The organism is Halomonas sp. 141, from assembly GCF_002810305.1.
GTDB classification, from domain to species: domain Bacteria; phylum Pseudomonadota; class Gammaproteobacteria; order Pseudomonadales; family Halomonadaceae; genus Vreelandella; species Vreelandella stevensii.
Genome location: NZ_PINZ01000034.1, coordinates 1 through 22,889, shown reverse-complemented (window position 1 = coordinate 22,889; position 22,889 = coordinate 1). Strand labels below are relative to the sequence as shown.

Here is a 22,889-nt window from a genome sequence, read left to right as displayed (position 1 = left end):
AGGGGGGCTGACAATACCGCCCGGCAGCTGCCGGGCGGCGTTATACATAGATGCAGGCTAGAAAAAGCCCAGCGGGTTGATGTCGTAGCTGACCAGCAGGTTTTTGGTCTGCTGGTAATGTTCCAGCGCGACCTTGTGGGTTTCACGGCCAACCCCGGACTTCTTGTAGCCACCGAAGGCCGCATGGGCCGGGTACTGGTGGTAGCAGTTGGTCCACACGCGGCCTGCCTGAATGCCACGCCCCATGCGGAAGGCCACGTTGATGTCGCGGCTCCACACGCCTGCCCCCAGGCCAAACTCGGTGTCGTTGGCGATGGCCAGCGCTTCCTCTTCGTCCTTGAAGGTCGTGACGGCCACCACCGGGCCAAAGATCTCTTCCTGGAACACGCGCATCTGGTTATTGCCTTTCAGCAGCGTGGGCTGAATGTAGTAACCGCTGTTGATGCTGTCGTCGAGGGTCTCCTTGTCACCCCCAGTGAGGAACTCCGCGCCCTCGTCACGGGCGATGTCCATGTAGGACATGATCTTGTCGAACTGCTCCTGGGAGGCCTGAGCGCCTACCTGGACATCGGTATCCAGCGGGTTGCCGCGCTTGATGGTTTTGGTGCGTTCGAGCACTTTGGCCATGAACTCGTCGTACATGCTCTCCTGAATCAGCGCACGCGACGGGCAGGTACACACTTCGCCCTGGTTGAAAAAGGCCAGTACCAGGCCCTCGACCGCCTTATCGATGAAGGACGGTTCGGCCTGCATGATATCGGCGAAGTAGATATTGGGCGACTTGCCGCCCAGCTCGACGGTAGAGGGAATGATGTTCTCGGCCGCACACTTGAGAATATGCGACCCTACGGGCGTCGAGCCGGTAAAGGCAATCTTGGCAATACGCTTGCTGGTCGCCAGCGCCTGACCGGCTTCCGCGCCGAAACCGTTGACGATATTGAGCACGCCAGGCGGCAGCAGGTCACCGATCACCTCGGCCACTTTCAAAATGGAAGCGGGCGTCTGTTCGGCAGGCTTGAGCACCACGCAGTTCCCGGCAGCCAGCGCGGGGCCAAGCTTCCAGGCAGCCATCAGAATGGGGAAGTTCCAGGGGATGATTTGCCCGACGACCCCCAGCGGCTCGTGAAAGTGATAGGCCACGGTATTGGCGTCGATGTCGGCCGCGGTGCCCTCCTGGGACCGCAGGCAGCCCGCGAAGTAACGGAAATGGTCGACCGCCAGCGGAATGTCGGCATTGAGCGTTTCCCGCACGGCCTTGCCGTTATCCCACGTTTCGGCCACGGCCAGCATTTCGAGGTTTTGTTCCAGACGGTCGGCGATCTTGAGCAGAATGTTGCTGCGCTCTTGCGCGGAGGTCTTGCCCCAGGCAGGCGCTGCCTGATGGGCGGCATCCAGCGCTTTTTCGATGTCTTCGGCGCTGGAGCGGGGAATTTCACAGAACACTTTGCCATTGACTGGGCTAATGTTGTCGAAGTATTGGCCCTTCACCGGAGGTACGAACTCACCGCCGATGTAGTTGCCATAGCGTTTTTCGAACGAGACGACTGAGCCCGATTCACCTGGGTTGGCGTAGATCATGGTGCTGCTCCTGAGTATTATGATTATTAAAAGGTGCCTATTCAGTATTGGTCACCGAAGGCAATCCCGGTATCGCCCAATGGCAGGATGCACCCTCATTCCTTGGTAGGAGATGCCATGTATTCGCTACTAGTGGCCGATGACCACCCGCTGTTTCGCGACGCGCTTCAAGCGGTCATCCGCGGCGGGCTGGCCGACACGCAGCTGTTGGAGGCTGACAGCCTGGCGGCAGCCATGGCGCATATCGAGGCACACGACACGCTGGACTTGCTGCTACTGGATTTGAGCCTGCCGGATGCCGACGGCCTGGAAGGGTTGAAAACGTTGCGCAGCGCCTTTCCCTGGCTGCCGGTGGCCATTGTCTCGGCGCATCAGGAGCGCCAACTGGTGCTGGATGCCATCACCCAGGGCGCGGTGGGCTATATCCCCAAGTCCACCCCTGGCGAGCAGCTATTGTCGGCGCTGGAGCAGATACTCCAGGGCCAGCTGTATCTGCCTGCCGATATCATGCGCCGCCCTCCTGCCCAGCACGCTCCTGCCGCGGCCAGTGTCTCCTCGTCGACCGCCCTCCAGGACGTCGAACGACCCGGGCGCCTACCGCGCTTGACCGACAAGCAGTTGGATGTATTGAGCTGCATGAGCCAGGGGATGTCGAACAAGCAGATCGCGCGGGAACTGACGATTGCCGAAACCACCGTCAAGACCCATGTTTCCGCCATCCTGCGCAAACTGGGCGCGTCCAGCCGTGTGCATGCCATCGTGCTGGCCAGCGAAGAGGATCTGAGCAGCCATATTGCCCAGCGTACGGCCAGCCTGTCGGGCAAGCCCTCCCCTTGAGCCAACGTGCCCTATCCTGGCGGATGGTTCTCCAGTAGCGTTCCCAGCAGCATCTTGAGCCGCAGGGGCTTCAGAGGCTTCAGCAAGTAGTACAGGCCTGCTTCCCGAGAGGCGCGCTTGACCGCGGCTTCGTGGTTGGCGGTAATGACGATGGTCGCCAGGCCGGGGTAACGCCGCCGCAGTCGCGCGGCCAGATCGATACCATTTTCGCGATGCTCACCCAGATGATAATCCACCAGCAGAACCGCAGGTCGCTCCCCGTCACTGGCCGCCTCCAGCGCACTCACCGTGGCGGCAGCACGCACGCGGCAACCCCAACCGCCGAGCAGTGCCTGCATGCCCGCGAGGATGTCCGGGTCATCATCCACCACCCACACCACGCAGCCCTGTAGAGGGTCTTCGTGCCACCAACCAGCGCCCACACCACTTGCAGGCGCTGCACCGGCCGCTCCCGCATAGGGCACGAGAATGGAGAACAGGGAGCCGCGCCCGGGGCGCGACGTAAGCGCAATCGGGTGTTCCAGCATGGCGCTGATACGATCGACGATGGCCAGGCCCAGCCCAAGCCCGCGGCTGTGGTCCCCCTGCGGCTGGCTGGCACGGCGAAATTCGAGAAAGATCGCCCGCCGCTGCGCCTCAGGAATACCAGTGCCCGTATCCCCCACCATGATCTCGAGCCCGTTGGCGCGTCGCCGACACCCCAGCAACAGGTGCCCCTGCTCGGTGTAGCGCACGGCGTTACTCAGGAAGTTGCGCACCACTCGCGCCAGCAGCGCCAGATCCGAGTCCACCCAGGCCCGGGACGCCACGTAGTGAAACGACAAGCCGCGCACGGCAGCCACCTGACGATACTCCTCGGCCAGCGCATCCAGCAGGGTACTCACGGCAAAGGGTGCCTTGTCGGCGTGGAGCACCCCGGCGTCCAGCCGTGAAATGTCCACCAGCGTGCCCAGCAGGCCTTCGACATCCTTCAAGGAGCGGCCGATATGCCCCACCAACGCCTGCGAGGCATCGGGCAACGTATGCGTTTCCAAGGCGCTGGCAAACAGCCGCGCGGCGTTCAAGGGCTGCAGCAAATCGTGGCTGACCGCCGCCAGAAAACGGGTCTTGGAGAGGTTGGCGGCTTCGGCCTGCGCATTGGCAGCCAACAGCCGAGCATTCACGCGCCCAAGCTCATCCAGCGCGCGATGCAGGGCATCGGTGCGCTCGCGCACCTGCTCGGCCAGCAGCACCGAGCGTTCGAACGCGGCATACGGGGCGCCGCTGGGGCTGCCGCCTGACTCCACGCGCTCCATCAACGCCTGGCATACTTTGCGCAAACGGCGATTTTCCTCCTGCAGCGTTGCCAGAGTCGGCTGTTCACCGTGTTGCTCAGGAGGCTGGAAGAGCGCCAAAGGCCACCCCCGTAAACGTCTGATTCACATGCATGCCATGATGCTGCTCACCATAGGTATTGAAACCGACCACGTTGGCATGGCGCAGCAGCGTCGAGGCCTGGGCCAGCTGCCCCAACGACTCGAGCGCCATGCGCCGCAAAAAGCAGTCGCAGCCGATGACGGCCACTGGAGGCCCCAGGCGAGTTTCCACCCGCGCCAGCATGGCCGCCAGGTTCTCCAACAAGGGGGCTGGCTGCATGGCGGTGAGTACGATGCCGTTTTCAACGGCACAGTAGAAACTCAGGCTGTCGTCGTCATTGACGCGCTGGATGGAGCGAATGTAGTGCTGGCCTCCCAATCGCACGGCCAGCGGGTGCTGGGCAAACACCACGGGGTCCAGCGCCGCCACCGGACGCCCTACCAGCTCGGCATAGAGCTGGGCCGCTGGCAGCCCGTTCAGCTCATGCACCCGCCGCTGCGCATGGTCAACCGCCGTGACCACCAGTTTGTGCTCAAGCGGCTGCAAGTGGTGTGTGGAAAATACCTCGAACGGCAACCGGGTATTGATCATTACCACGACGGCCGCCTGGGTATGAAAACGGCCCTTCGCGTAGACATGGGTATGGGACAGGTGATTGTCGTCGCCGGCCGAGCCTCCGAAGCTGGGAATGCGACCCAACGCGGCGTCCAGAGTGGCCAGCACCTGCTCTTCTCGGCTCGACAAGCCATCCAGCAGCGTGAGCGCAAAGCTGTGCTCGTTGACCGGCGCCACCGCCTGATGTCGACAGCCGTCCAGCAGGGTGTCGACCAGTGACTGAGCCACAGCAAGGTCGAACTGTTCGAGGTCGTCGATCAGCGCCGTTTCGACAGCGAAGAGCCGCCGATCCAGACAGATCGCGACAATCGAGCCTCGTTCATAGCCTTGCGGGGCCAGCTCGCCGGCCGTGGTACAACCACTGATCGGCAGCGCTCCAAACGCTTCGTTGAGGGCTGCCGCCAAGGCTTCCAGCGAATACTCTGCGCTACAGAAGAACAGCAGAAAGCCTGCCTCGGCATGATATAGCTGGGCAGCCAGCTCTGCGGCGGCTTGAGCCGGATCGGTAGCGCAGCTCGCGGCGGTGCGAATACCGTTGTCAGTATAGCTGATGGTCACGTCGCCACTTCTCCAGCGCAGCGTGAGTACGACCTGCGCAGTGGCGCAAGCTGCTGAATGCCCGGCTCAGTTGCTCACCTTCGGGCGAGGGCATATCGGCCATCAGTTCCAGCCGCTTGGCCTCGGCCGCCAATCGCTCGGCGCCGACGCTCAGCGACTCGCCACGCAGCTGGTGCGCTAACCGCTTCACTTGCAGTGCCTGATCGCTGTCCACACTCCCCTCGCTGGAAAAGTAGCCCGCCAACTGCGCGGTATAGTCACTCATCTGCTGATGATAGAGCACGATCAGTTGCGTCACACTCTCGCTGCCCAACGAGGCCAACAGCGTTTGCAGTGCGGACTCGTCCAACAGGCACGCGTCATCATGCTCCTCCCGCGTGTCGGTCATACTGGGCAGAGGCTGGCCCTGCTGACCTGTCAGGTGTAGTGCCAGCACATTGCTCAATGCCAGCAGCGATAGCGGCTTGGTGATGTAGTCGTTCATGCCAGCCGCCAGGCAGCGCTGACGATCATCGTCCGCGCCGCCCGCGGTCATGGCGATAATGGGCACCTGCTGACACCACCCCGCCTGTTGGCGCAGTCGACGCGTGACCTCAATGCCGCTCATATCGGGCAACTGAATATCCATGAACACCAGATGCACCGACTGCCGCGTGACCATGTTCAATGCTTCACGGCCATTTTCGGCACACACCACTTCACACCCCAGCCGCGACAATAAGCCCACTGCGACTTTCCGATTGACGGCGTTGTCTTCTACCAACAGCAGCGAGAAACCGGCAAAGTCTCGGGAGTGCACGGCAGGTAGCGGGGTATCGACGGGGGTCGCCTCTACCAGCGGCAGCTCACACCAGAACGTGCTGCCCTGGCCCGGCTCGCTGGTCACCCCCATGCGGCCCTGCATGGCTTCACACAAGCGTTTGCAAATCGCTAGCCCCAACCCGGTGCCGCCATACCGTCTGGCCACGCTCTCGTCAGCCTGCTGAAAGGGCTCGAACAAGGCAGCCTGCTGCTCGGGATAGATCCCACAGCCCGTATCATGGATTTCAAACACCAGCACGTTGACCGTCGAGCTGACCCGAATGGTGACGCTACCGTAATCGGTGAACTTGATGGCATTGGCGATCAGGTTGAGCAGGATTTGACGCAAGCGCCCTGCATCTACCATGACCCAGGCCGGTACCAGCGCATCGATATCCAGCGTGAGCTGCACTCCCTTGGCCTGAGCCCTGGGTTCGAACAGTGCCATGACGCCTTCCACCAAGGGAGCGAGCGCCGTGGGGGTCGTTTCCAGCGTCAAATGTCCTGCCTCGATCTTGGAGAAGTCGAGAATTTCATTGATCATCGCCAGCAGCTGATTGGCGCTCTCGTGGATCGTGCGGGCGTAATCTTCTACCTGAGCAGGGCTGGCAGGCTCACAAAGCAGTTCGCTCATCCCGATCACGCCGTTCAGAGGCGTGCGGATTTCATGGCTGACCATCGCCAGGAAATCGGACTTGGCATGGTTGGCGGCCTGCGCCTGGCGAGCGGTCACCTGAAGCTGCTTGCTCAGCTGTTCCTGCTCACGACGCGCAGCCGCACTTTCACGCATCTCGCGTACCAGAAACGCAATCACCAGCAGGACGGCAAAACTCATCCCGAACAGCAGCGTAATGAGTAGCTTGTAGAGCATGCTCAACAAGGCGCGCTCTTCCGTTGCCGATTCGGCGAGATAGCCATTGATGGCAATGACGAAGCGCTCGGTCAATCGGGTAAGGGCCTGCAGCTCGCTTTCCAGCGCCGTAACGGGCAGTGGCGTCCCCTCGGCATAAGGTTTGAACATCGGATCCAACCGATCCAACTGCTGCTGAATCGATGCCAACAGCTCACGCGCCGTGCCAATATTCTGCAAGAGTGAGCTGACCTCGCCCTCTTGCAGCAGGTTGATACGGCTGTAAAGCAGCTCGAAACGCAGATTCAGCGCATCCTGGGCCGCCGCAGAGAGTGGCGTACGTGTTTCCGCCAGCAAATGGTTCAATAGCTGCACGGCGTCACGGTCGAGTTTGTAGACCACCCAGGCCGTATCTTCGCGCAGGCTCTGGGTCAGGTTGTCCTGGCGCCAGGCGGAGAGACCCGCCACCACCAGCGCCGCCGCGAACAGCAGCACCGTGACGATGGCCAGCAGCTTGAGACGCCGTGGGTAACGCAGCAAACGTGGCGCCCGCGCCGTAGGCTCACTGGCCGACATGGATATGCATGACCTGCCAGACCGACCTGAAGCGCATCCGCTCGCTCAGCAGTGCTTCGTCCTGATCAAAGGGATAAAGCACCCATAAGGGGCCATACTCACGAATTGGAATGTCACGATCGTCACGCGCGAGCGCCAGGATGACATCGTAGTCGTAAAAATCACTGACCGGAATTTCCGCCTCGTAACCATTTAGTGCGGCCACCTTGACTGTCTCGCCCTCTGCCTCCAGAAACTCCAGCAGGGTGCGCATCAAAGGGCCGCGATAGTCACTCTTGCCCTCTGTCCACGGGGTTCCCGTGGTAAACGAATGCTGAGGCAATGTCAGCAGCAACTCGCGATCAAATTGCGCTTGATGCCCTACGTTAGTGGCCCCAACACGACCATCGACGGTGAGCATGACATGCCCTTCTGGCGACGCCAGTGGCGCAGTCATTTCTGCCAGCCCCGCATGAGGAATGCTGAACGCCAGCATGAAGCACCCCAATAACAACGCTTTCACTACCAAGCCCTCGTATCGTATTGTGCTGAGCGCACCCTTCGCCCAAACCTTGCGACAGGCACAAATAAAAAGAGATGGCGCTTAGGGTACGCCATCTCGATTCCCGGGTCAGGCTAATGACGATGTTTTTGGTAAAGAGCCGGTTATATCCTGCCAGCCAGGTGAAGAAGTGGCCTCAAGGTACCGTCAGCTTTTCAGCTGCTCAACGGGTTCAAAGCGCACCAGCTCTTCGTAGGCGTGCCAACTGGCATGACCAAGCACAGGCAGAATCAGCGCCAGGCCGATGTAGAACGTCATCACACCCACCAGCACACAGCCAGTCAGAATGGCAGCCCATAGCAGCATGGGGCGGAAGTTACGCGCCACGCAGCGCACGCTGGCCTCGATGCCCTCCATGAAGGTCAAGTCCTGGTCCATCAGGGTCGGAATGGCCACGGCGCTGATAGCAAATGCGCCAAAGGCCAGCACACCACCTGCCACGGTGCCCACCGCCAGCATGCCTAGCCCTTCGGGCGTGGTGAGCAGTGCGGTATACAGGGTAGCCGGACTAGGCACTTCGAAACCGAAAAACAGCGCGAACAGTAGCGTGGCCAGACGAATCCAGGCGAGAAAGAAAATCATCATCATGACGCCCATCATGGCCAGCTGCCCCGCGTGGGGCTTCCAACTGCCAAAAGCGTCCCCCAGGGTGGGCGCGCGCCCCTGCTCGAGTGCCCGGCTGATGCCGTAAGAGCCCACCGCCACCAGCGGGCCCACGAACATGAACCCGGCAATCATCGGCAGCAGCCAATACCAGTAACCCAGTGTAAAGGCACCTGCCGTAATGGCAATGCTCAAGCCCACCCAGAACAGCCCGTACGCCAGGCTGATGGCGGACGCGCGACGGAAATCTTCCACACCGGCGGCCAGCCAGGCCCGTGGCCTGTCCATCCCGACCTTGTTAATGGTGATCTTGACGTTGGGCACACCTGCCACTGGCTGTGTTTTTGTTGTTGCATTCATGGCGTAACTCCCGTGTTTTACCCCAAATGGCGTTGCTGCACCAAACACCCAGGCAAGCAAATCGTTACCCTGCGTGATGACACCATTACTTCCACGTTAATGGCTTAATGCTCTTTTAATGTAGTTGAGTTGCCATGGAGCGACGTGTTTTGACGGAGTCGCGTACAAAAAACCCTCAACAGGGCCGATTACCAACGATTAATTCGATGCGTTAGCGCGGGTTAATATACAAAAAACGCGCCAGACAATATGCCTGGCGCGTTGCGTGGGTGCAGTCGGAGCGAGCGGCTAGCGCACGATCATGACCGACACTTTGGCATGATGCACGACGTGCTCGGCGTTGGGCCCCAGCACGTAATCGACGAACTTGCGCTTGGTATGCGAGGCCATCACGATCAGGTCGGCATCGATTTTCTTGCCTACCTTGATAATGGCCTCCCAGGGCGAGCCGTCGACGATCACGCTCTGGGTTTTGATCCCTTCGGGCACATGCTCCTTGATGAACGAGCGCTGCGCCTCCTTGATGGCCGTGTGAGCCTTTTCCGAAAAGTTCTTCGGAAAGTAGGCGCCCACCATGGGCATCTTGAACTCCGGCAGCACCGTCACGATATGCAGCGACGCCCCGAAGGTCTGACACAGCGTGATCGCCGTGGGCAAGGCCTTCTTCCACGACGCTTCTTCGTTCAGGTCCACCGGTAGCAGGATTTTCTGATACATGATTGTCATCTCCTCAGGTGACCGCCGAAGCCGTTGCCGCACGTTCCTTGTCGCGACGGCGGCGTTGCAGTAACACAACGAAAGCAAAGAGGGCGAACCCGGGAATCCACATCCACTCTTTCGCCCAACGGTCGATGGGCGCCAATACTTCGATGATTTCCTGATCGAAATCGAAGCCCAGATCCTGCGCCAGGCCGCCGAACTGCACGAAGTCGACCGTGGCCTGATCACCGTCTACCCACAGCTCCATGCCCAGACGCTCCATGCGTTCTTCAGCGGAATCGCCACGCGGTACAGGCACCAGAATATACGTGGTCATGGGGTCGCCGAAGTTGTCTTCTCCCGCGATTTGCACGCGCAGGTTACTGCCATCTTCGACTTGCCCAAGTGCTTCTGCAAACTGTGCTGGCGGCACCGACTCGTACGGATCATGGATGCGGTCCATCCAATAACCGGGGCGGAACAGGGTAAAGGCAACCAGTAGCAGCAGCAGCGACTCGTACCAGCGGCTGCGAACCAGCATGTAGCCTTGGGTTCCCGCCGCGAAGATCAACATGGCAATGGTCGCGATGATGAACACCACGATCCCCTGCAGGAACGAAACGTCGATCAGCAGCAGGTCGGTATTGAAGATGAACAGGAACGGCAGAGCCGCCGTGCGCAGGCTGTAATAGAACGCCTGGAAGCCCGTCCGCAGAGGATCGCCCCCCGACACCGCAGCCGCCGCAAACGACGCCAGGCCCACCGGGGGCGTCACGTCGGCCATGATACCGAAGTAGAACACGAACAGGTGCACGGCAATTAGCGGCACGATCAAGCCGTTCTGCTGGCCCAACAGAACGATGACGGGGGCCATCAGCGCCGACACCACGATGTAGTTGGCAGTGGTCGGCAGCCCCATACCCAGAATCAGGCTCAGCAGCGCCGTCAGCAGCAGAATCATCATCAGATTGCCGCCTGACAGCACTTCGACCACGTCGGCCAGCACCAGGCCTACGCCAGTCTGGGATACCGCACCCACCACGATCCCGGCGGTGGCCGTGGCGATACCGATCCCAATCATGTTGCGGGCACCGGCCACCAGACCATCCCAGAGGTCAAGGAAACCTTCCTTGATGTCGGCGGCCATTTTGCTACGGCCACGGAACAGAGCGGTGATTGGCCGCTGGGTAACCATGATGAAGATCATGAACACGGTTGCCCAGAAGGCAGACAGCCCCGGCGAGAGCCGTTCGACCATCAAGCACCAGACCAGTACCACCACCGGCAGGATGTAGTGCAGCCCGACCATGACCGTGGGACGCGTCTGTGGCAGCGTGACGACCTTGGAGTTGGGGTCGTCCATCTCCAGCTCGGGGTAGCCCGAACCGATCTTCAACAGGCCCACATAGGTCACTGCCAGCAGCACCGCAACGACCCACGGGGTCGCATCACCCAACAGCGGTTTTAGCCAGCCCAGTCCGTAATAGACAGCAAACGAGAGGGCCATGATCAGAATCAGGCCGGTCAGGAAGCCCAGCACCTTATTGATCAACGGGCGTGCCGGGTTGCTGGACGGCAGGCCAGTCATGTTCGCCTTCAGTGCTTCGAGGTGAACGATGTAGATCAACGCAATATAAGAAATGACGGCCGGTAGGAACGCATGCTTGATCACTTCCACATAGGGAATGCCCACATACTCCACCATCAGGAAGGCAGCTGCCCCCATGACCGGCGGCATGATCTGGCCGTTCACCGAGGAGGAGACTTCCACCGCGCCCGCTTTTTCGGAGCTAAAGCCAACGCGTTTCATCATGGGGATGGTAAAGGTACCGGTGGTGACCGTATTGGCAATCGAGGAGCCCGAAATCAGCCCCGTCATGCCCGAGGCCACTACCGCTGCCTTGGCCGGACCGCCCTTGAAGTGCCCCAGCATCGAGAAGGCCACTTTGATGAAATAGTTACCGGCCCCTGCCTTATCCAGCAAGGCGCCAAACAGTACGAACAGGAAAACGAAGCTGGTAGAGACGCCGACTGCAATGCCGAACACCCCTTGCGTGCCCAGCCACTGGTGGTTGATCAAGCCGTTCAGGCTGACTCCGCGATGCGCCAGAATACCCGGCATATAAGGCCCAAACAGGGAGTAGGCGATAAACACCCCGGCCACGATCATCAGCGGTGGCCCTAACGCACGGCGGGCGGCTTCCAGCAGCAGCACAATGCCGACGACGCCGACCACCACGTCCTGGGTGATGGGCCTGCCCGGACGCTGAGCCAAATCACCAAAGAACAAAAACAGATAGGCGCCGCAAAAGGCAGCAACCGCAGCAAATCCCCAATCCAGCAGCGGCACGCGATCACGCGGCGAGCGCTTGAACGCAGGATAGGCCATGAAGGCCAGAAACAGCGCAAAGGCCAGGTGAATGGAGCGCGCTTCCGTAGAGTTGAAAACGCCGAACCCGAGCATGAAAGGAAGTGGCGATGCAATCCATAGCTGAAACAGCGACCAGGCGGCTGCAATACTTACCAGCAGCTTACCCGGCACCCCCAGGGGTTTCCTTGCCCCTGTATCGCTGGAAGCGACCATATCCTCCAGGTCACTTCCCGCGGCTGCCGAAGGTTGTTTGTCATCACGCATACGCTTGCCCTGCCTAATGGTCAGCACTGTGAATCAGTGCTTTCAACAAGAAGCGCGGACACCCAAGGTGCCCGCGCTTTATCACTCATCACGACGCTGCTCACCCTAGCCAGCAGTATCGCTTATCCGTACTTATTCGATCCAGCCACGCTCACGGTAGTAACGCGCAGCGCCATCGTGCAGCGGTGCGGTCAGACCGTCAGAGATCATGTCTTCTTCGTTCAGGTTCTCGAACGCCGGGTGCAGGCGCTTGAAGCGGTCGAAGTTTTCGAACACGGCCTTGACCGTTTCGTAGGCCACCTCTTCATCTACCGCCGTGGAAGACACGAAGGTCGCTGCCACACCGAAGGTTTCGACGTCTTCGTCGTTACCACGGTAGAGACCGCCCGGGATCACAGAACGGGTGTAGTAGGGGTACTCTTCGATCAGGCTGTCGATTTCATCGCCAGTGACCGATACCAGACGCGCATCGATGGTGGTGGTGGCTTCCTGGATAGAGCCGTTCGGGTGGCCTACCACGTACACCATGGCATCGATGTTGTTGTCAGACAGCGCAGCCGCCTGCTCGGCAGCGTCCAGTTGAGAAGCCAGAGCGAAGGTGCTCTCGTCCCAACCAAATGCGTTCATCACCACATCCATGGTGTTGCGCTGGCCAGAACCGGGGTTACCGATGTTGACGCGCTTGCCGGGGAAGTCGGTAATGCTTTCAATACCGGAATCGGCACGAGCAACTACGGTCAGCGGCTCGCCATGCATGGTGAAGAGCGCACGCATGTCTTCCCACGCGCCGTCCTCTTCAAAGTTGGCTTCACCATGGTAAGCACGGTACTGCACGTCTGACTGGACAACGCCCATGTCCAGCTCGCCGCTTTTCAGCCCATTGACGTTAGCCACGGAACCGCCGGTGGACGGTGCGTTACAACGAATGTTGTGCTCATCGCTGCCACGGTTGACCATACGGCACACCGACTGACCGACGACGTAGTACACGCCGGTTTGGCCACCGGTACCGATGGTGATGTAGCGATCCTGAGCTACCGCCGGAGAAGCGAAGGAAGCCGCAGCAATGAACGCGCCCGAGAAGGCCGCAGTAGAAAATACATGGCGTTTCATGAATACACCTCTTTATCTTGATGTTGTGAGCATTATGCGCCTTGCAACCACCTGCAGAACGGTTCCCTTCAGGTGCTGCGGTTGCAAAACGTTGTCAAGACAGTCTGTTATCGACCTCGGCAATTACTGCCGACGGTAACTACTTTAGCGAAAAAAAAACCACTTGGCGAAGCGCACAGCCATTTCACGCTTGCGATGGCAGCCACGAGAGACGTTTTTACCGTTCACTAGCTACCCACCAGGCAACGCCACCACCCTCCTGGATGTCGAGGGCAACCAACGGTGAACGCCTCATTGCTGAGGGCAGCGGCGGATTGCCTCGGTACGCCACTGGAAACAAGTTTAGCGGGGTTTGCGCATCTGTAACGTTTAGTCAGCGTTAAACATGCCCGCCTGGGCCATACCATTTTTGCATAGGGTATCCTCGACGGGCTGTGCATGTTGTCACCAGGCATCAAACGTTATAGCCCAGCACGCCCGGCAACCACAGTGCAATGCTCGGGAACATGGCCACCAGCGCCAGCGCACAGCCCATGGCCAGCACGAACAGCATGGCCCAGCCTATCGTATGCTCCAGACGAATTTTGGCGACCTCGGTGGTCACCATGAGGTTGACCGCCACAGGCGGGGTGAACTGACCAATGGCAATGTTCATGGCCAGTAGAATGCCGAACCATACCGGATTCCACTCGAAATGCTGCATCACCGGAATCAGAATCGGCATCATGATCAGATAAATGGAGATCGCATCCAGCAGCATGCCCGCCACCAATACGGCCAGCATTACCAGTATCAGCAGCAGTACGCCGTTATCCGTCAAACCGATGATCCACTCGGCCATGTGCCGGAACGTGCCCAGCATGGTGCCTGCCCAGGCGAAAATACCGGCCAGAGCAATGATCAGCATCACGACCCCCGAAATGATCGCGGCTTCGCCCAGCAGCTCCCATAAATCACGCAGCGTCAGCTCACGGGTCAGCAGCAGCCCCACCAGTGCCCCATAGGCCACGGCCACGACGGCAGCCTCGGTAGGCGTGAACAAGCCTGAACGCAGGCCACCGAGGATCAAGATCGGCGCAAACAGGGCAGGCAAGGCGTCACGAAAGGTGCCGCGCACGGTCAGCCGCTCGGCCCCCTCCACGGGGGTGCCTTCCCAGCCGTAGCGCTTGGCCACCAGCATGGCGGGTACCAGCAGCGCCAACCCGGCCAGTACACCAGGAAAAAGGCCAGCGGCAAAGAGTGCCCGCAGGTCAACTCCTGGCACGACGATGGAGTAAAGAATCAGTGCCACCGAGGGCGGAATCAGAATCGCTGTCGACGCAGAGGCCGCAATCAGCGTGGCAGAAAACGGTTTCGGGTAGCCCGCCTTGGTCATGCTGGGCAGCATGACCATGGCCACGGCGGCAGCATCGGCCGGGCCCGAGCCGCTCATGCCGCCCATGATCATGCACACCAGCACGGCCACCAGCGCCAGGCCGCCATGGCGCGGGCCAATCAAGGCCTGAGCAAAGCGCACCAGACGCAGCGCGACACCTGCCCGCTCAAAAATAAGCCCAGTCAATATGAACAGCGGAATAGCGATCAGCGGGTACTTGGCGATGCTGTTGTAGGTGTTGGTGCCCAGGGTCGCCAGCATGTCAGGCGAGAGCCCCGCGACAATGCCCACAGAACCGGCCAGCGCCAGTGAGAAGGCCACCGGCACACCGGCAATCAGCAGGCCCGCGAACGCCAGAATCATCCAGATATCAGGCGTCATGTTGGCCCTCCCCTCTCAAGCGCGCCCGAGTCTGTTGCACCAATCGCCAGCTCATGGCCAGTGTCAGCACCGGCAGCCACACCAAGTACCACCATTGGGGTAGCCCCAGCCCGGGCGAGGTCGATTGCCACTCCCGCTCCTGCCAGGCCAACTTGCCGCCATACCAGGTAATCAGGGCCAACACCGTCAAGCCACACAGCGCCTGGAACAGGATCAGGATGCCCCGCCACTTTGGAGACAAGGCGCGCTCCAGAAACCCCAGCCGAATATGCCGGTCGTGGCGCAAGGCAACGGAGGCGCCCGCAAAGGTCAGCACCACCAGCAGAAACACCGAGAACTCTTCGGTAAACGAGAAAGAACCGCCGGTAATGTAACGCGTGATGACGTTCCCCAGGCTGATCAGCGAGATGATGATCAACGCCAGGGCGCCCAGCCAGCGTTCGGGCCGGGCATCAGGAAGGCCTTTCATGGCAACCTCACACAAATAGCCGCCGCTCGGGAGCGGCGGCAGCGGCTAGCGAAATATCAGCGTGCATCGATTGCCGCTTGCGCAGCCTCTACCAAGGCTTCGCCGATGCGGGGCACCCACTTTTCATGGACGGACTGGGTCGCCTCCACGAACGCCTGGTACTGCTCGTCGGTCAGCTCGGTCACGGTGACCCCGCGTTCCTGGATGGCGGCCAGCCGCTCATGCTCCTGCTCGCGGGTCATGGCGATCTCCCACGCTCCGGCTTCCTGCGCGGTTTCACGCAGCATCGTCTGCTGCTCTTCACTGAGCGTACGCCACACTTGCTGGTTCACCGCAAAAATCAGCGGGTCGTTCATGTAGTTCCACAGCGTCAAATGCGCCTGGCCCACCTGGTCGATGCGCGCCACGTCGAACACCGACAGCGGATTTTCCTGGCCATCGACCGCGCCGGTGGTCAACGCAGGCTGAGCGTCGGTCCAGCTCATTTGGGTCGGGTCTGCGCCCAGTGCCGAGAACGTGTCCTGGAACAGGGGCGAGCCCACCACGCGAATTTTCAGGCCATCGAGATCATCCGGCTGGCTGATGGGGCCACGGGAGTTGGACACCTGACGAAAGCCGTTTTCCCCCCAGGCCAACGGCATGACGCCACGCGACTCGATGGCCTCGAAGACCATGTCACCCGCTTCACCGCCAGTCACGGCGTCCACGGCGGCTTCGTCAGGAATCAGGAACGGCAAGGAGAACAGATTGAGCTCCGGCACTTGCGGCGACCAGTTGATGGTCGAACCGACGGACGCATCGATCAGCCCGGAGCGCATGGCGGAAAACTCGCGGGTCTGGTCACCGGAGACCAGCTGGGAGTTGGGGTATACCCGCAGCGTCAGTTCACCGCCACTGCGCTCTTCCACCAGTTCTGCCCACTTCTCCGCTGCCTGCCCCCAGGGGAAAGCATCAGACAAAACCGTAGAAACCGAGAGTTCGCGTGCTTGTGCAGAAAGGGAGGCGGAAAGCAGTGCCGCACCGGCCAAGCCAGCGGTGAAGTGAGCTATTGAGCGTGTCAGCGTCATGGTAGATCCTTTTTTAGCTATTTTTATGGTGTGCGTTGGGTAGTGCGCGTGGATAGCAGCTGTGAGGCTTTTTGATAAAGCCCCACTTATTGTATGCACTTAGCGCGCGAAAGAAAGACGTCTAAGGTCGGCATTTTGCTGTGCTTTTTCTGGATACCAGCGTGTAGGGCAAGATCAAGTTATTAACTTGCCGCCCTTCCAGCACCTCAATCAGCATGGCAACAGCTTCGCGTCCGAATGCTTCCGCCGGCTGGGCAATCGTGGTGAGCGGTGGATCGCTGTAGGAAGCAAACGCTATATCGTCGAAACCCGCCACCGAGATATCTTCCGGAACGCGTAGTCTCGCTTCCTTGATACGGCTCATGGCACCTATCGCCATTTCATCGCTTTCACAAAAAATGGCGGAGGGTCGCTCCGCTAAAGCGATAAGCGTTTCAGCCGCTTGATAGCCAGAAAGTGGTGTGAAATCGCCAGGACAAAGCAGGCTCTCATCTAACGGAATGCCCGCCGCGCTCAACGCATCCTGGTAGCCTTGTTCGCGGTCACGGGTCAAAGGACTGCGTCGAGGCCCTTTAATCATACCGATTCGCCGATGCCCCAGGGAGATCAAGTGCTCGGTGGCCTCCCGAGCTGCCGCTCGGTTATCGAGTTTGACGGTGGGACACGGAGCATCGTCCAGCACCTCGCAGGCATTGATCATCGGCAATACCGCCCCAGCGGGAAACGACTTTTCAGAAAAAGGGTTAAACGCACGCAGTTGAATCACACCATCTGCCTGACGGGTACTGACTAAACTGGCGTACTGGGTTTCCATCGCCTCATTACCCAGCGTATTACACAGCAGAACGCCGTAGCCGCGCTCCTGGGCCGCTTCCTGAATACCGCTGATTACCCGCGCAAAAAAAGTGTTGGCGATCGTGGGCACCAAAACCACCAGGTTATAAGTGCGCTGGGAGCGGAACTGAACCGCCATCAAGTTAGGTTTGTAGCCCGCTAGATCAACGGCCCTCAGCACTTTTTCCCGGGTAGTGGGCGAGACGATATCCGGCGACTTCAACGCCCGTGATACAGTCGCCACTGAAACGCCCGCCAATTCGGCGACCTTACGTATATTGGTCATGGCCTCCCTTATCGCTCTGTGCTCGCCGGCTTTTCCTACCAGCCAAACAGATGGTTGCGCGGCGCTCCTCCTCTCAGCTTAACGTATCCTAACGTTAAACTCAGCGCGCTATTTTCTGGCACATTTTCAACACCGTATACCTTTGTCGCATTGACGCTCTCAGCATCAAGACTTAGCTTCAAGACAAATGTAACCGGTTACATTTCATCAAAAATTCAATCACCTCGAATATAAACAAACTCAGTTTATTAACACAGGAGTCTCTCTATGCCGCGACACACTCCCCCCCGTATCCGCTTAGGCATGATCGGCGGCGGACAGGGGGCGTTTATAGGCCAGGTTCACCGCTTAGCTGCTCGCCTTGACGACACCTGCGAGCTGGTGTGTGGCGCCTTTAGCCGCTCGGCTGATAACAACCAACTGACCGGCGAAGCGTGCCACCTACCCAACGAACGTGTTTACGCCGACTGGCAGCAGTTACTGGAAAGCGAGCAGCAACTTCCCACCGAACAGCGCATGCAACTGTTGGTGATCGTAACGCCAAATCATCTTCACGTTCCGATCGCCGCAGCAGCGATGCAGGCAGGCTTTCATGTATTTTGCGAAAAACCGGCGGCAGTATCGCTCCAGGAGGCCCAGCGCTTAGCAGAAAGCTGGCATGCCAGCGGCTGCCTGTATGGCTTGGCGCATACCTACTTAGGCTACCCCATGGTATGGCAAGCCCGGGAAATGGTCAGCGAGGGCCAAATAGGTAGCATTCGCAAAATTCACGTGGAGTACCCCCAGGGCTGGCTAGGCGAGCGTTTAGAACAGCAGGGTAGTAAGCAAGCCGCGTGGCGCACCGACCCTACGCTCGCAGGCATCAGCGGCTGCATGGCCGACATTGGCACCCACGCGTTTGGCCTTGCTGAGTTTATCTCTGGGCATCTGGTTAGCGAGCTGTGTGCCTCGCTTTCCAGCCACGCCGACGGCCGTCAATTGGACGATGATGGCGATGTGCTGCTGCGCACCGACCAAGGCGCCAGCGGCACCCTGGTGGCTAGCCAGGTCTGCAGCGGGGAAGAGAACGCGCTCAAAATTCGTATTTATGGTGATAAAGGGGCGCTTGAGTGGCACCAAATGGAGCCTAACAGCCTGCTCTACCGCCCGCTTCAAGCCCCGATGCGCACCCTCCGTGCGGGCATCGACCAACCCGACCTTTTTCCCAGCGCGATGCAGCGTTTGCGCCTACCTGGCGGCCACCCTGAGGGGTATCTGGAAGCACTCGGCAACCTTTACCACGACTTCGCCCAGGCGATTCATCAAGGCGAGCAAGGCGACGTTGAGGGCGTTCCCGGCATGACCTCCGGGCTTCGTGGCATGGCGTTTATCGAGGCCGTCACCACCAGCGCCAAAAGCGAACAGAAATGGACACCGCTGCCCGCTACTCAACTACCAGGAGCCTAATCATGCCCAACACTCACAAAGGCATCCGCGGCCCCGCCATTTTTCTGGCCCAGTTTATCGGCGATCAAGCGCCTTTCGACAGCCTCGACGGTATCGCTCGCTGGGCGGCCGAACAGGGCTATCAAGCCATCCAACTACCCACTGTTGATAGCCGTTTTATCGACCTGCGCAAAGCCGCTGAAAGCCAAACTTACTGCGATGAGCTCAACGCCCGCTGCGAAAAAGCTGGCGTTGTGATCAGCGAACTCTCTACTCATTTACAGGGCCAACTGGTCGCCGTGCATCCCGCTTGCGACGACTTATTCGATGATTTCGCCCCTGCAGCGTTACACGGAAAGCCCCAGGAGCGTACCGAGTGGGCCATTGAGCAGCTAAAACTGGCTGCCAAAGCGAGCCAACGGCTGGGGTTAACCGCCCATGCTACGTTTTCCGGCGCGCTGCTTTGGCCCTTTGTTTACCCCTGGCCCCAGCGTCCCGAGGGGCTAGTCGAAGAAGGGTTCAGCGAGCTGGCCCGGCGATGGCGGCCAATTCTGGATGCCTTTGATGAGGCAGGTGTTGATCTGTGCTTTGAGATTCACCCTGGCGAGGATCTTCACGACGGTGCGTCTTTCGAGCAGTTCCTGGCGGCAGTGGATAACCATCCACGGGCGAAAATTCTTTATGACCCCAGCCACTTACTGCTGCAGCAGTTGGATTACCTCGAGTTTATCGACCGCTACCACGAGCGTATCGGCATGTTTCACGTTAAAGACGCTGAATTTAACCCCAATGGCCGCAGCGGCGTTTATGGCGGTTACCAAAGTTGGGTAGAGCGCCCTGGGCGCTTCCGTTCGTTAGGCGATGGGCAGATCGATTTCAGCGGGATTTTTAGCCGCCTGACGCAGTACGGATTTGATGGCTGGGCGGTGCTTGAGTGGGAGTGCTGCATAAAGGACGCCGCCCAGGGTGCTGCAGAGGGCGCGCCTTTTATCGAAGCGCACCTGATTCAACCTGCCGGTCGCGCTTTTGATGACTTTGCCGGTGTCACCACCAGTGTTTCGCGCAACCGCCGAATTCTTGGCCTTCCTCCGCATCGCTAGTGGACTGTTTTTAACTACAACCACAACCACAACCACAAAATAGGATCACGTCATGGCTATGATACGCACACGACTCAGCATCATGATGTTTTTGCAGTTCTTTATCTGGGGCGGCTGGTTTGTCACCCTGGGCACCTTCCTGGCCAACAACCTCGACGCCAGCGGTGGTCAGATTGGCATGGCGTTCTCTACCCAATCCTGGGGTGCGATTATTGCCCCTTTCATTATTGGCCTGATCGCTGACCGTTATTTCAACGCCGAGCGTATTCTCGGTGTTCTGCACTTGGCGGGCGCTGCGTTAATGTACGGCCTGTATGTCGCCAGCGACTTCAGCACTTTCTACCCGTTGGTGTTGATGTATATGATTATCTATATGCCGACATTGGCGCTGGTTAACTCGGTCTCCTTCCGTCAAATGAGCGACCCAGGCCAGGAGTTCGCTAAAATCCGCGTATGGGGAACCATTGGCTGGATAATCGCCGGTCTGGGGATCAGCTACTTATTCGCCTGGGACTCCTCCCAAGGCATTGCCGACGGCATGCTGCGCAACACCTTCCTGATGTGTGCGATCGCCTCTTTAGCCCTTGGCCTATATAGCTTTAGCCTTCCTGCAACGCCGCCTAAAGCAGACGGCCCGGTCGGCTTAAAAGAAGTGCTAGGGCTCGATGCGCTCGCCCTGCTGAAAGACCGTAACTACGCCATCTTCTTTATTGCCTCGATCTTGATCTGCATTCCGTTGGCCTTTTATTACCAAAACGCTAACCCCTTCCTGGCCGAAATCGGGGTTACTAATCCTACCGGCAAAATGACCTTGGGCCAGGTATCAGAAGTGCTGTTTATGCTGCTGCTACCGGTCTTTATTCATCGCTTTGGTATCAAGAAAACCTTATTGATCGGCATGCTGGCCTGGGCGCTGCGCTACGCGCTGTTTGCGTTCGGTAACGCCGACGAAATGGTGTTTATGCTCTTGATCGGTATTGCCCTGCATGGCGTGTGCTACGACTTCTTCTTCGTGACCGGGCAGATCTACACCGATGCCCGCGCGGGCGATAAATTTAAAAGCTCAGCCCAAGGCATGATAACGCTGGCCACTTACGGGGTAGGCATGCTGATAGGTTTCTGGGTCGCGGGTCAGATTACCGACCACTTCTCTACCAACGGCGCCCACGATTGGCAGGGCATCTGGATGTTCCCAGCGGTGTTTGCTATCGCGGTACTGGCGCTGTTCTTCCTCACTTTTAAAGACGATAAAAGCGTAACGGCTAAGTCTGAACTGTAAGAGTCTAGAACATAAAACATGCCGGGCGCTTTGGCAGCGCCCGGCTAACTATTTTATAAACTTTTAAAGTACTTAATGGGCACATCGTCTCAATCATGACGTCTTATTGGTCACAGGCTAAAAAGCCCCGATATTGCGCCTACGACAACTTCAACAATAGTCATGATGCCTTCAGCTACCGACATGACGATCTCTAGCAGCACCTCTAAAACTCCCTCACTGCTGACAATCACGGGTGTTGAGATACCAGTGAGAGCAATCCCCATCGCGCCAAGCGCCACCACTTCAACCCCCATGATCACTATATAAAGTAGCGCCCCGATTAACGCACTTGCACAAACTGAGTTTAGCGTCTTGATCTTCAATGATCTTTGTTTTCTAGCCGCCACTCCCTTGCCTCCTGACAATAGAATTAAACTACCTAAATGAATGGCATAGCCGAAGTCTAAAACTGACAGAGCAAATACAGCGCCAACACAATCAGCGCAAGCAAGCCCACTACTGCACACCAAGCGCCGTCGGCTCGGCTACTATGTTCATCGAGATATATCATTTTAGAAGCCGAAGGGTATTTTCCCAAAGTAACCAGTTTGCAGATTGGCCAGCCAACCCAGTAACAAATGGTTCTAAAGAATACCTCTGCCAGTATGTAGAGTTAAGCTCAGTTCTTGTGTATGGAGGGCAGTAGAGAGGGTGGCGTATCCTGTTGATTGATCTCGCCAGATCACAACCAACATAGGACGGATACGCCATGAGCAATTCTACTCTCCAAGCCGTGACGCAGCCAGACACCGGCGCTACTGATCCGTTGCATGAGTTGCTGCGCAAAGGGGCCCGAGACCTGATCGCCAAGGCCGTGGAGGCGGAGTTGAGTACGTTTCTGGAACAGTACGCCGACAGGACACTGGAAGACGGGCGCCGCGCCGTGGTGCGCAATGGCTACCTGCCCGAGCGCACGGTACAAACCGGAATCGGCGATGTCGAGGTCAAGGTGCCCCGCGTCCGTGACCGCAGTGGCGACGGGGTGACCTTCAGCAGCGTGCTGCTGCCGCCCTACCTGAAGCGGGCCCGCAGTATCGATGAGCTGATCCCCTGGCTCTACCTGAAGGGAGTCTCCACCGGCGATTACCAGGAGGCCCTGTCGGCCCTGCTGGGTGACCAGGCCAAGGGACTCTCGGCCAACACCGTGTCGCGGCTCAAGAAGAAGTGGGAAGACGAGCATGCCGACTGGCAAAAGCGTGACCTGGCAGAGCAGCGCTACGTCTACTGGTGGGCGGACGGCGTGTACAGCAACGTGCGCATGGATGACCGCCTGTGCCTGTTGGTGATCATCGGCGTCACCGAGCAGGGCCGCAAGGAGCTGGTGGCTGTCGAGGATGGGCAACGCGAGTCGGAGGCCAGCTGGAAAGAGCTGCTCACGGGGCTACGCGAGCGCGGGCTGACGACGGCCCCCAAGCTAGCGGTTGGCGACGGCGCCATGGGCTTCTGGGCGGCGTTGAGCAAGGTCTATCCAGAGACCGAGCACCAGCGCTGCTGGGTCCACAAGACTGC

General features: G+C 59.2%; 19 protein-coding genes. 5 read left to right on the top strand and 14 right to left on the bottom strand.

All coding sequences use genetic code 11. The features are described 5' to 3' along the window. Positions 1 to 57: 57 nt before the first annotated feature. A complete protein-coding gene (gene exaC / locus CWI66_RS13285; RefSeq protein WP_100731943.1) occupies positions 58 to 1,578 on the bottom strand; it encodes an acetaldehyde dehydrogenase ExaC in 1,521 nt (506 codons plus the stop codon). 117 nt (positions 1,579 to 1,695) lie between these two features. Here exaC and CWI66_RS13280 point away from each other — a divergent pair, with 117 nt between their 5' ends. Further along, on the top strand, positions 1,696 to 2,415 hold the full coding sequence (locus CWI66_RS13280) for a response regulator (protein ID WP_100731942.1): 720 nt from the start codon (positions 1,696 to 1,698) through the stop codon (positions 2,413 to 2,415). Between the two features lie 11 nt (positions 2,416 to 2,426). On the opposite strand, the gene CWI66_RS13275 is transcribed toward CWI66_RS13280, so the two are convergent. The 12 genes from CWI66_RS13275 to CWI66_RS13220 all read right to left on the bottom strand — a co-directional run bounded on the left by CWI66_RS13275 (position 2,427) and on the right by CWI66_RS13220 (position 17,534). Further along, on the bottom strand, positions 2,427 to 3,809 hold the full coding sequence (locus CWI66_RS13275; protein WP_100731941.1) for a hybrid sensor histidine kinase/response regulator: 1,383 nt from the start codon (positions 3,807 to 3,809) through the stop codon (positions 2,427 to 2,429). After that, positions 3,787 to 4,944, bottom strand: coding sequence for a nitric oxide-sensing protein NosP (gene nosP / locus CWI66_RS13270; RefSeq protein ID WP_100731940.1), 1,158 nt, complete (start codon positions 4,942 to 4,944; stop codon positions 3,787 to 3,789). The genes CWI66_RS13275 and nosP overlap by 23 nt, the downstream gene beginning before the upstream one ends. After that, positions 4,925 to 7,171 (bottom strand): ATP-binding protein, encoded by a 2,247-nt coding sequence (locus CWI66_RS13265; protein ID WP_100731939.1) that lies wholly within the window; start codon positions 7,169 to 7,171, stop codon positions 4,925 to 4,927. Before CWI66_RS13265 ends, nosP begins: the two co-directional genes overlap by 20 nt. After that, positions 7,158 to 7,646: an oxidoreductase gene (locus CWI66_RS13260; RefSeq protein WP_081192602.1), complete on the bottom strand. Its 489-nt coding sequence runs from the start codon at positions 7,644 to 7,646 to the stop codon at positions 7,158 to 7,160. Before CWI66_RS13260 ends, CWI66_RS13265 begins: the two co-directional genes overlap by 14 nt. 213 nt (positions 7,647 to 7,859) lie before the next feature. Beyond that, entirely contained in the window at positions 7,860 to 8,675 is an 816-nt protein-coding gene (locus CWI66_RS13255) for a DUF2189 domain-containing protein (protein WP_026001990.1), read from the bottom strand. Positions 8,676 to 8,963: 288 nt separating this feature from the next. Next, complete coding sequence (locus CWI66_RS13250; protein WP_081136436.1) at positions 8,964 to 9,392, bottom strand: universal stress protein; 429 nt, start codon at positions 9,390 to 9,392, stop codon at positions 8,964 to 8,966. A 13-nt stretch (positions 9,393 to 9,405) separates the two neighbouring features. Further along, a complete protein-coding gene (locus tag CWI66_RS13245) occupies positions 9,406 to 12,009 on the bottom strand; it encodes a TRAP transporter permease (protein WP_100731938.1) in 2,604 nt (867 codons plus the stop codon). Positions 12,010 to 12,141: 132 nt separating this feature from the next. After that, the gene (locus CWI66_RS13240; protein ID WP_100731937.1) at positions 12,142 to 13,122 is read right to left on the bottom strand and encodes a TAXI family TRAP transporter solute-binding subunit; all 981 of its coding nucleotides are present in this window, start codon (positions 13,120 to 13,122) and stop codon (positions 12,142 to 12,144) included. Between the two features lie 454 nt (positions 13,123 to 13,576). Further along, positions 13,577 to 14,878: a TRAP transporter large permease gene (locus CWI66_RS13235; RefSeq protein ID WP_100731936.1), complete on the bottom strand. Its 1,302-nt coding sequence runs from the start codon at positions 14,876 to 14,878 to the stop codon at positions 13,577 to 13,579. Beyond that, positions 14,868 to 15,347, bottom strand: a complete 480-nt coding sequence (locus CWI66_RS13230; RefSeq protein ID WP_100731935.1) for a TRAP transporter small permease — start codon at positions 15,345 to 15,347, stop codon at positions 14,868 to 14,870. Before CWI66_RS13230 ends, CWI66_RS13235 begins: the two co-directional genes overlap by 11 nt. 56 nt (positions 15,348 to 15,403) lie before the next feature. Further along, on the bottom strand, positions 15,404 to 16,414 hold the full coding sequence (locus tag CWI66_RS13225) for a DctP family TRAP transporter solute-binding subunit (RefSeq protein ID WP_100731934.1): 1,011 nt from the start codon (positions 16,412 to 16,414) through the stop codon (positions 15,404 to 15,406). A gap of 121 nt (positions 16,415 to 16,535) precedes the next feature. Beyond that, positions 16,536 to 17,534 (bottom strand): LacI family DNA-binding transcriptional regulator, encoded by a 999-nt coding sequence (locus tag CWI66_RS13220; protein ID WP_100731933.1) that lies wholly within the window; start codon positions 17,532 to 17,534, stop codon positions 16,536 to 16,538. Between the two features lie 267 nt (positions 17,535 to 17,801). Here CWI66_RS13220 and CWI66_RS13215 point away from each other — a divergent pair, with 267 nt between their 5' ends. From CWI66_RS13215 to CWI66_RS13205, 3 genes are read left to right on the top strand one after another with little or no spacing between them, the layout of a single operon-like run. Continuing rightward, a complete protein-coding gene (locus CWI66_RS13215) occupies positions 17,802 to 18,980 on the top strand; it encodes a Gfo/Idh/MocA family protein (protein ID WP_232710908.1) in 1,179 nt (392 codons plus the stop codon). 2 nt (positions 18,981 to 18,982) lie between these two features. After that, a complete protein-coding gene (locus tag CWI66_RS13210; RefSeq protein WP_100731932.1) occupies positions 18,983 to 20,059 on the top strand; it encodes a sugar phosphate isomerase/epimerase family protein in 1,077 nt (358 codons plus the stop codon). Positions 20,060 to 20,111: 52 nt separating this feature from the next. Beyond that, the gene (locus CWI66_RS13205; protein ID WP_100731931.1) at positions 20,112 to 21,338 is read left to right on the top strand and encodes a nucleoside permease; all 1,227 of its coding nucleotides are present in this window, start codon (positions 20,112 to 20,114) and stop codon (positions 21,336 to 21,338) included. Between the two features lie 110 nt (positions 21,339 to 21,448). Here the strand turns inward: CWI66_RS13205 and CWI66_RS13200 are convergent, their stop codons facing one another. After that, complete coding sequence (locus CWI66_RS13200) at positions 21,449 to 21,727, bottom strand: hypothetical protein (RefSeq protein WP_100731930.1); 279 nt, start codon at positions 21,725 to 21,727, stop codon at positions 21,449 to 21,451. Positions 21,728 to 22,089: 362 nt separating this feature from the next. Between CWI66_RS13200 and CWI66_RS13195 the strand changes: the two genes are divergently transcribed. After that, a partial coding sequence (locus CWI66_RS13195; RefSeq protein WP_157808977.1) for an IS256 family transposase occupies positions 22,090 to 22,889 on the top strand: 800 nt, incomplete at its 3' end.

What these genes read in the sequence shown, in the direction of transcription:
- CWI66_RS13225 (WP_100731934.1), bottom strand. Translation starts at nt 16,414, where the DNA reads ATGACGCTGACACGCTCAATAGCTCACTTCACCGCTGGCTTGGCCGGT.
- CWI66_RS13205 (WP_100731931.1), top strand. Translation starts at nt 20,112, where the DNA reads ATGGCTATGATACGCACACGACTCAGCATCATGATGTTTTTGCAGTTC.
- CWI66_RS13265 (WP_100731939.1), bottom strand. Translation starts at nt 7,171, where the DNA reads ATGTCGGCCAGTGAGCCTACGGCGCGGGCGCCACGTTTGCTGCGTTAC.
- CWI66_RS13245 (WP_100731938.1), bottom strand. Translation starts at nt 12,009, where the DNA reads ATGCGTGATGACAAACAACCTTCGGCAGCCGCGGGAAGTGACCTGGAG.
- CWI66_RS13260 (WP_081192602.1), bottom strand. Translation starts at nt 7,646, where the DNA reads ATGCTGGCGTTCAGCATTCCTCATGCGGGGCTGGCAGAAATGACTGCG.
- CWI66_RS13220 (WP_100731933.1), bottom strand. Translation starts at nt 17,534, where the DNA reads ATGACCAATATACGTAAGGTCGCCGAATTGGCGGGCGTTTCAGTGGCG.
- CWI66_RS13210 (WP_100731932.1), top strand. Translation starts at nt 18,983, where the DNA reads ATGCCCAACACTCACAAAGGCATCCGCGGCCCCGCCATTTTTCTGGCC.
- CWI66_RS13215 (WP_232710908.1), top strand. Translation starts at nt 17,802, where the DNA reads ATGCCGCGACACACTCCCCCCCGTATCCGCTTAGGCATGATCGGCGGC.
- CWI66_RS13240 (WP_100731937.1), bottom strand. Translation starts at nt 13,122, where the DNA reads ATGAAACGCCATGTATTTTCTACTGCGGCCTTCTCGGGCGCGTTCATT.
- CWI66_RS13250 (WP_081136436.1), bottom strand. Translation starts at nt 9,392, where the DNA reads ATGTATCAGAAAATCCTGCTACCGGTGGACCTGAACGAAGAAGCGTCG.
- CWI66_RS13235 (WP_100731936.1), bottom strand. Translation starts at nt 14,878, where the DNA reads ATGACGCCTGATATCTGGATGATTCTGGCGTTCGCGGGCCTGCTGATT.
- exaC (WP_100731943.1), bottom strand. Translation starts at nt 1,578, where the DNA reads ATGATCTACGCCAACCCAGGTGAATCGGGCTCAGTCGTCTCGTTCGAA.
- CWI66_RS13230 (WP_100731935.1), bottom strand. Translation starts at nt 15,347, where the DNA reads ATGAAAGGCCTTCCTGATGCCCGGCCCGAACGCTGGCTGGGCGCCCTG.
- CWI66_RS13280 (WP_100731942.1), top strand. Translation starts at nt 1,696, where the DNA reads ATGTATTCGCTACTAGTGGCCGATGACCACCCGCTGTTTCGCGACGCG.
- CWI66_RS13255 (WP_026001990.1), bottom strand. Translation starts at nt 8,675, where the DNA reads ATGAATGCAACAACAAAAACACAGCCAGTGGCAGGTGTGCCCAACGTC.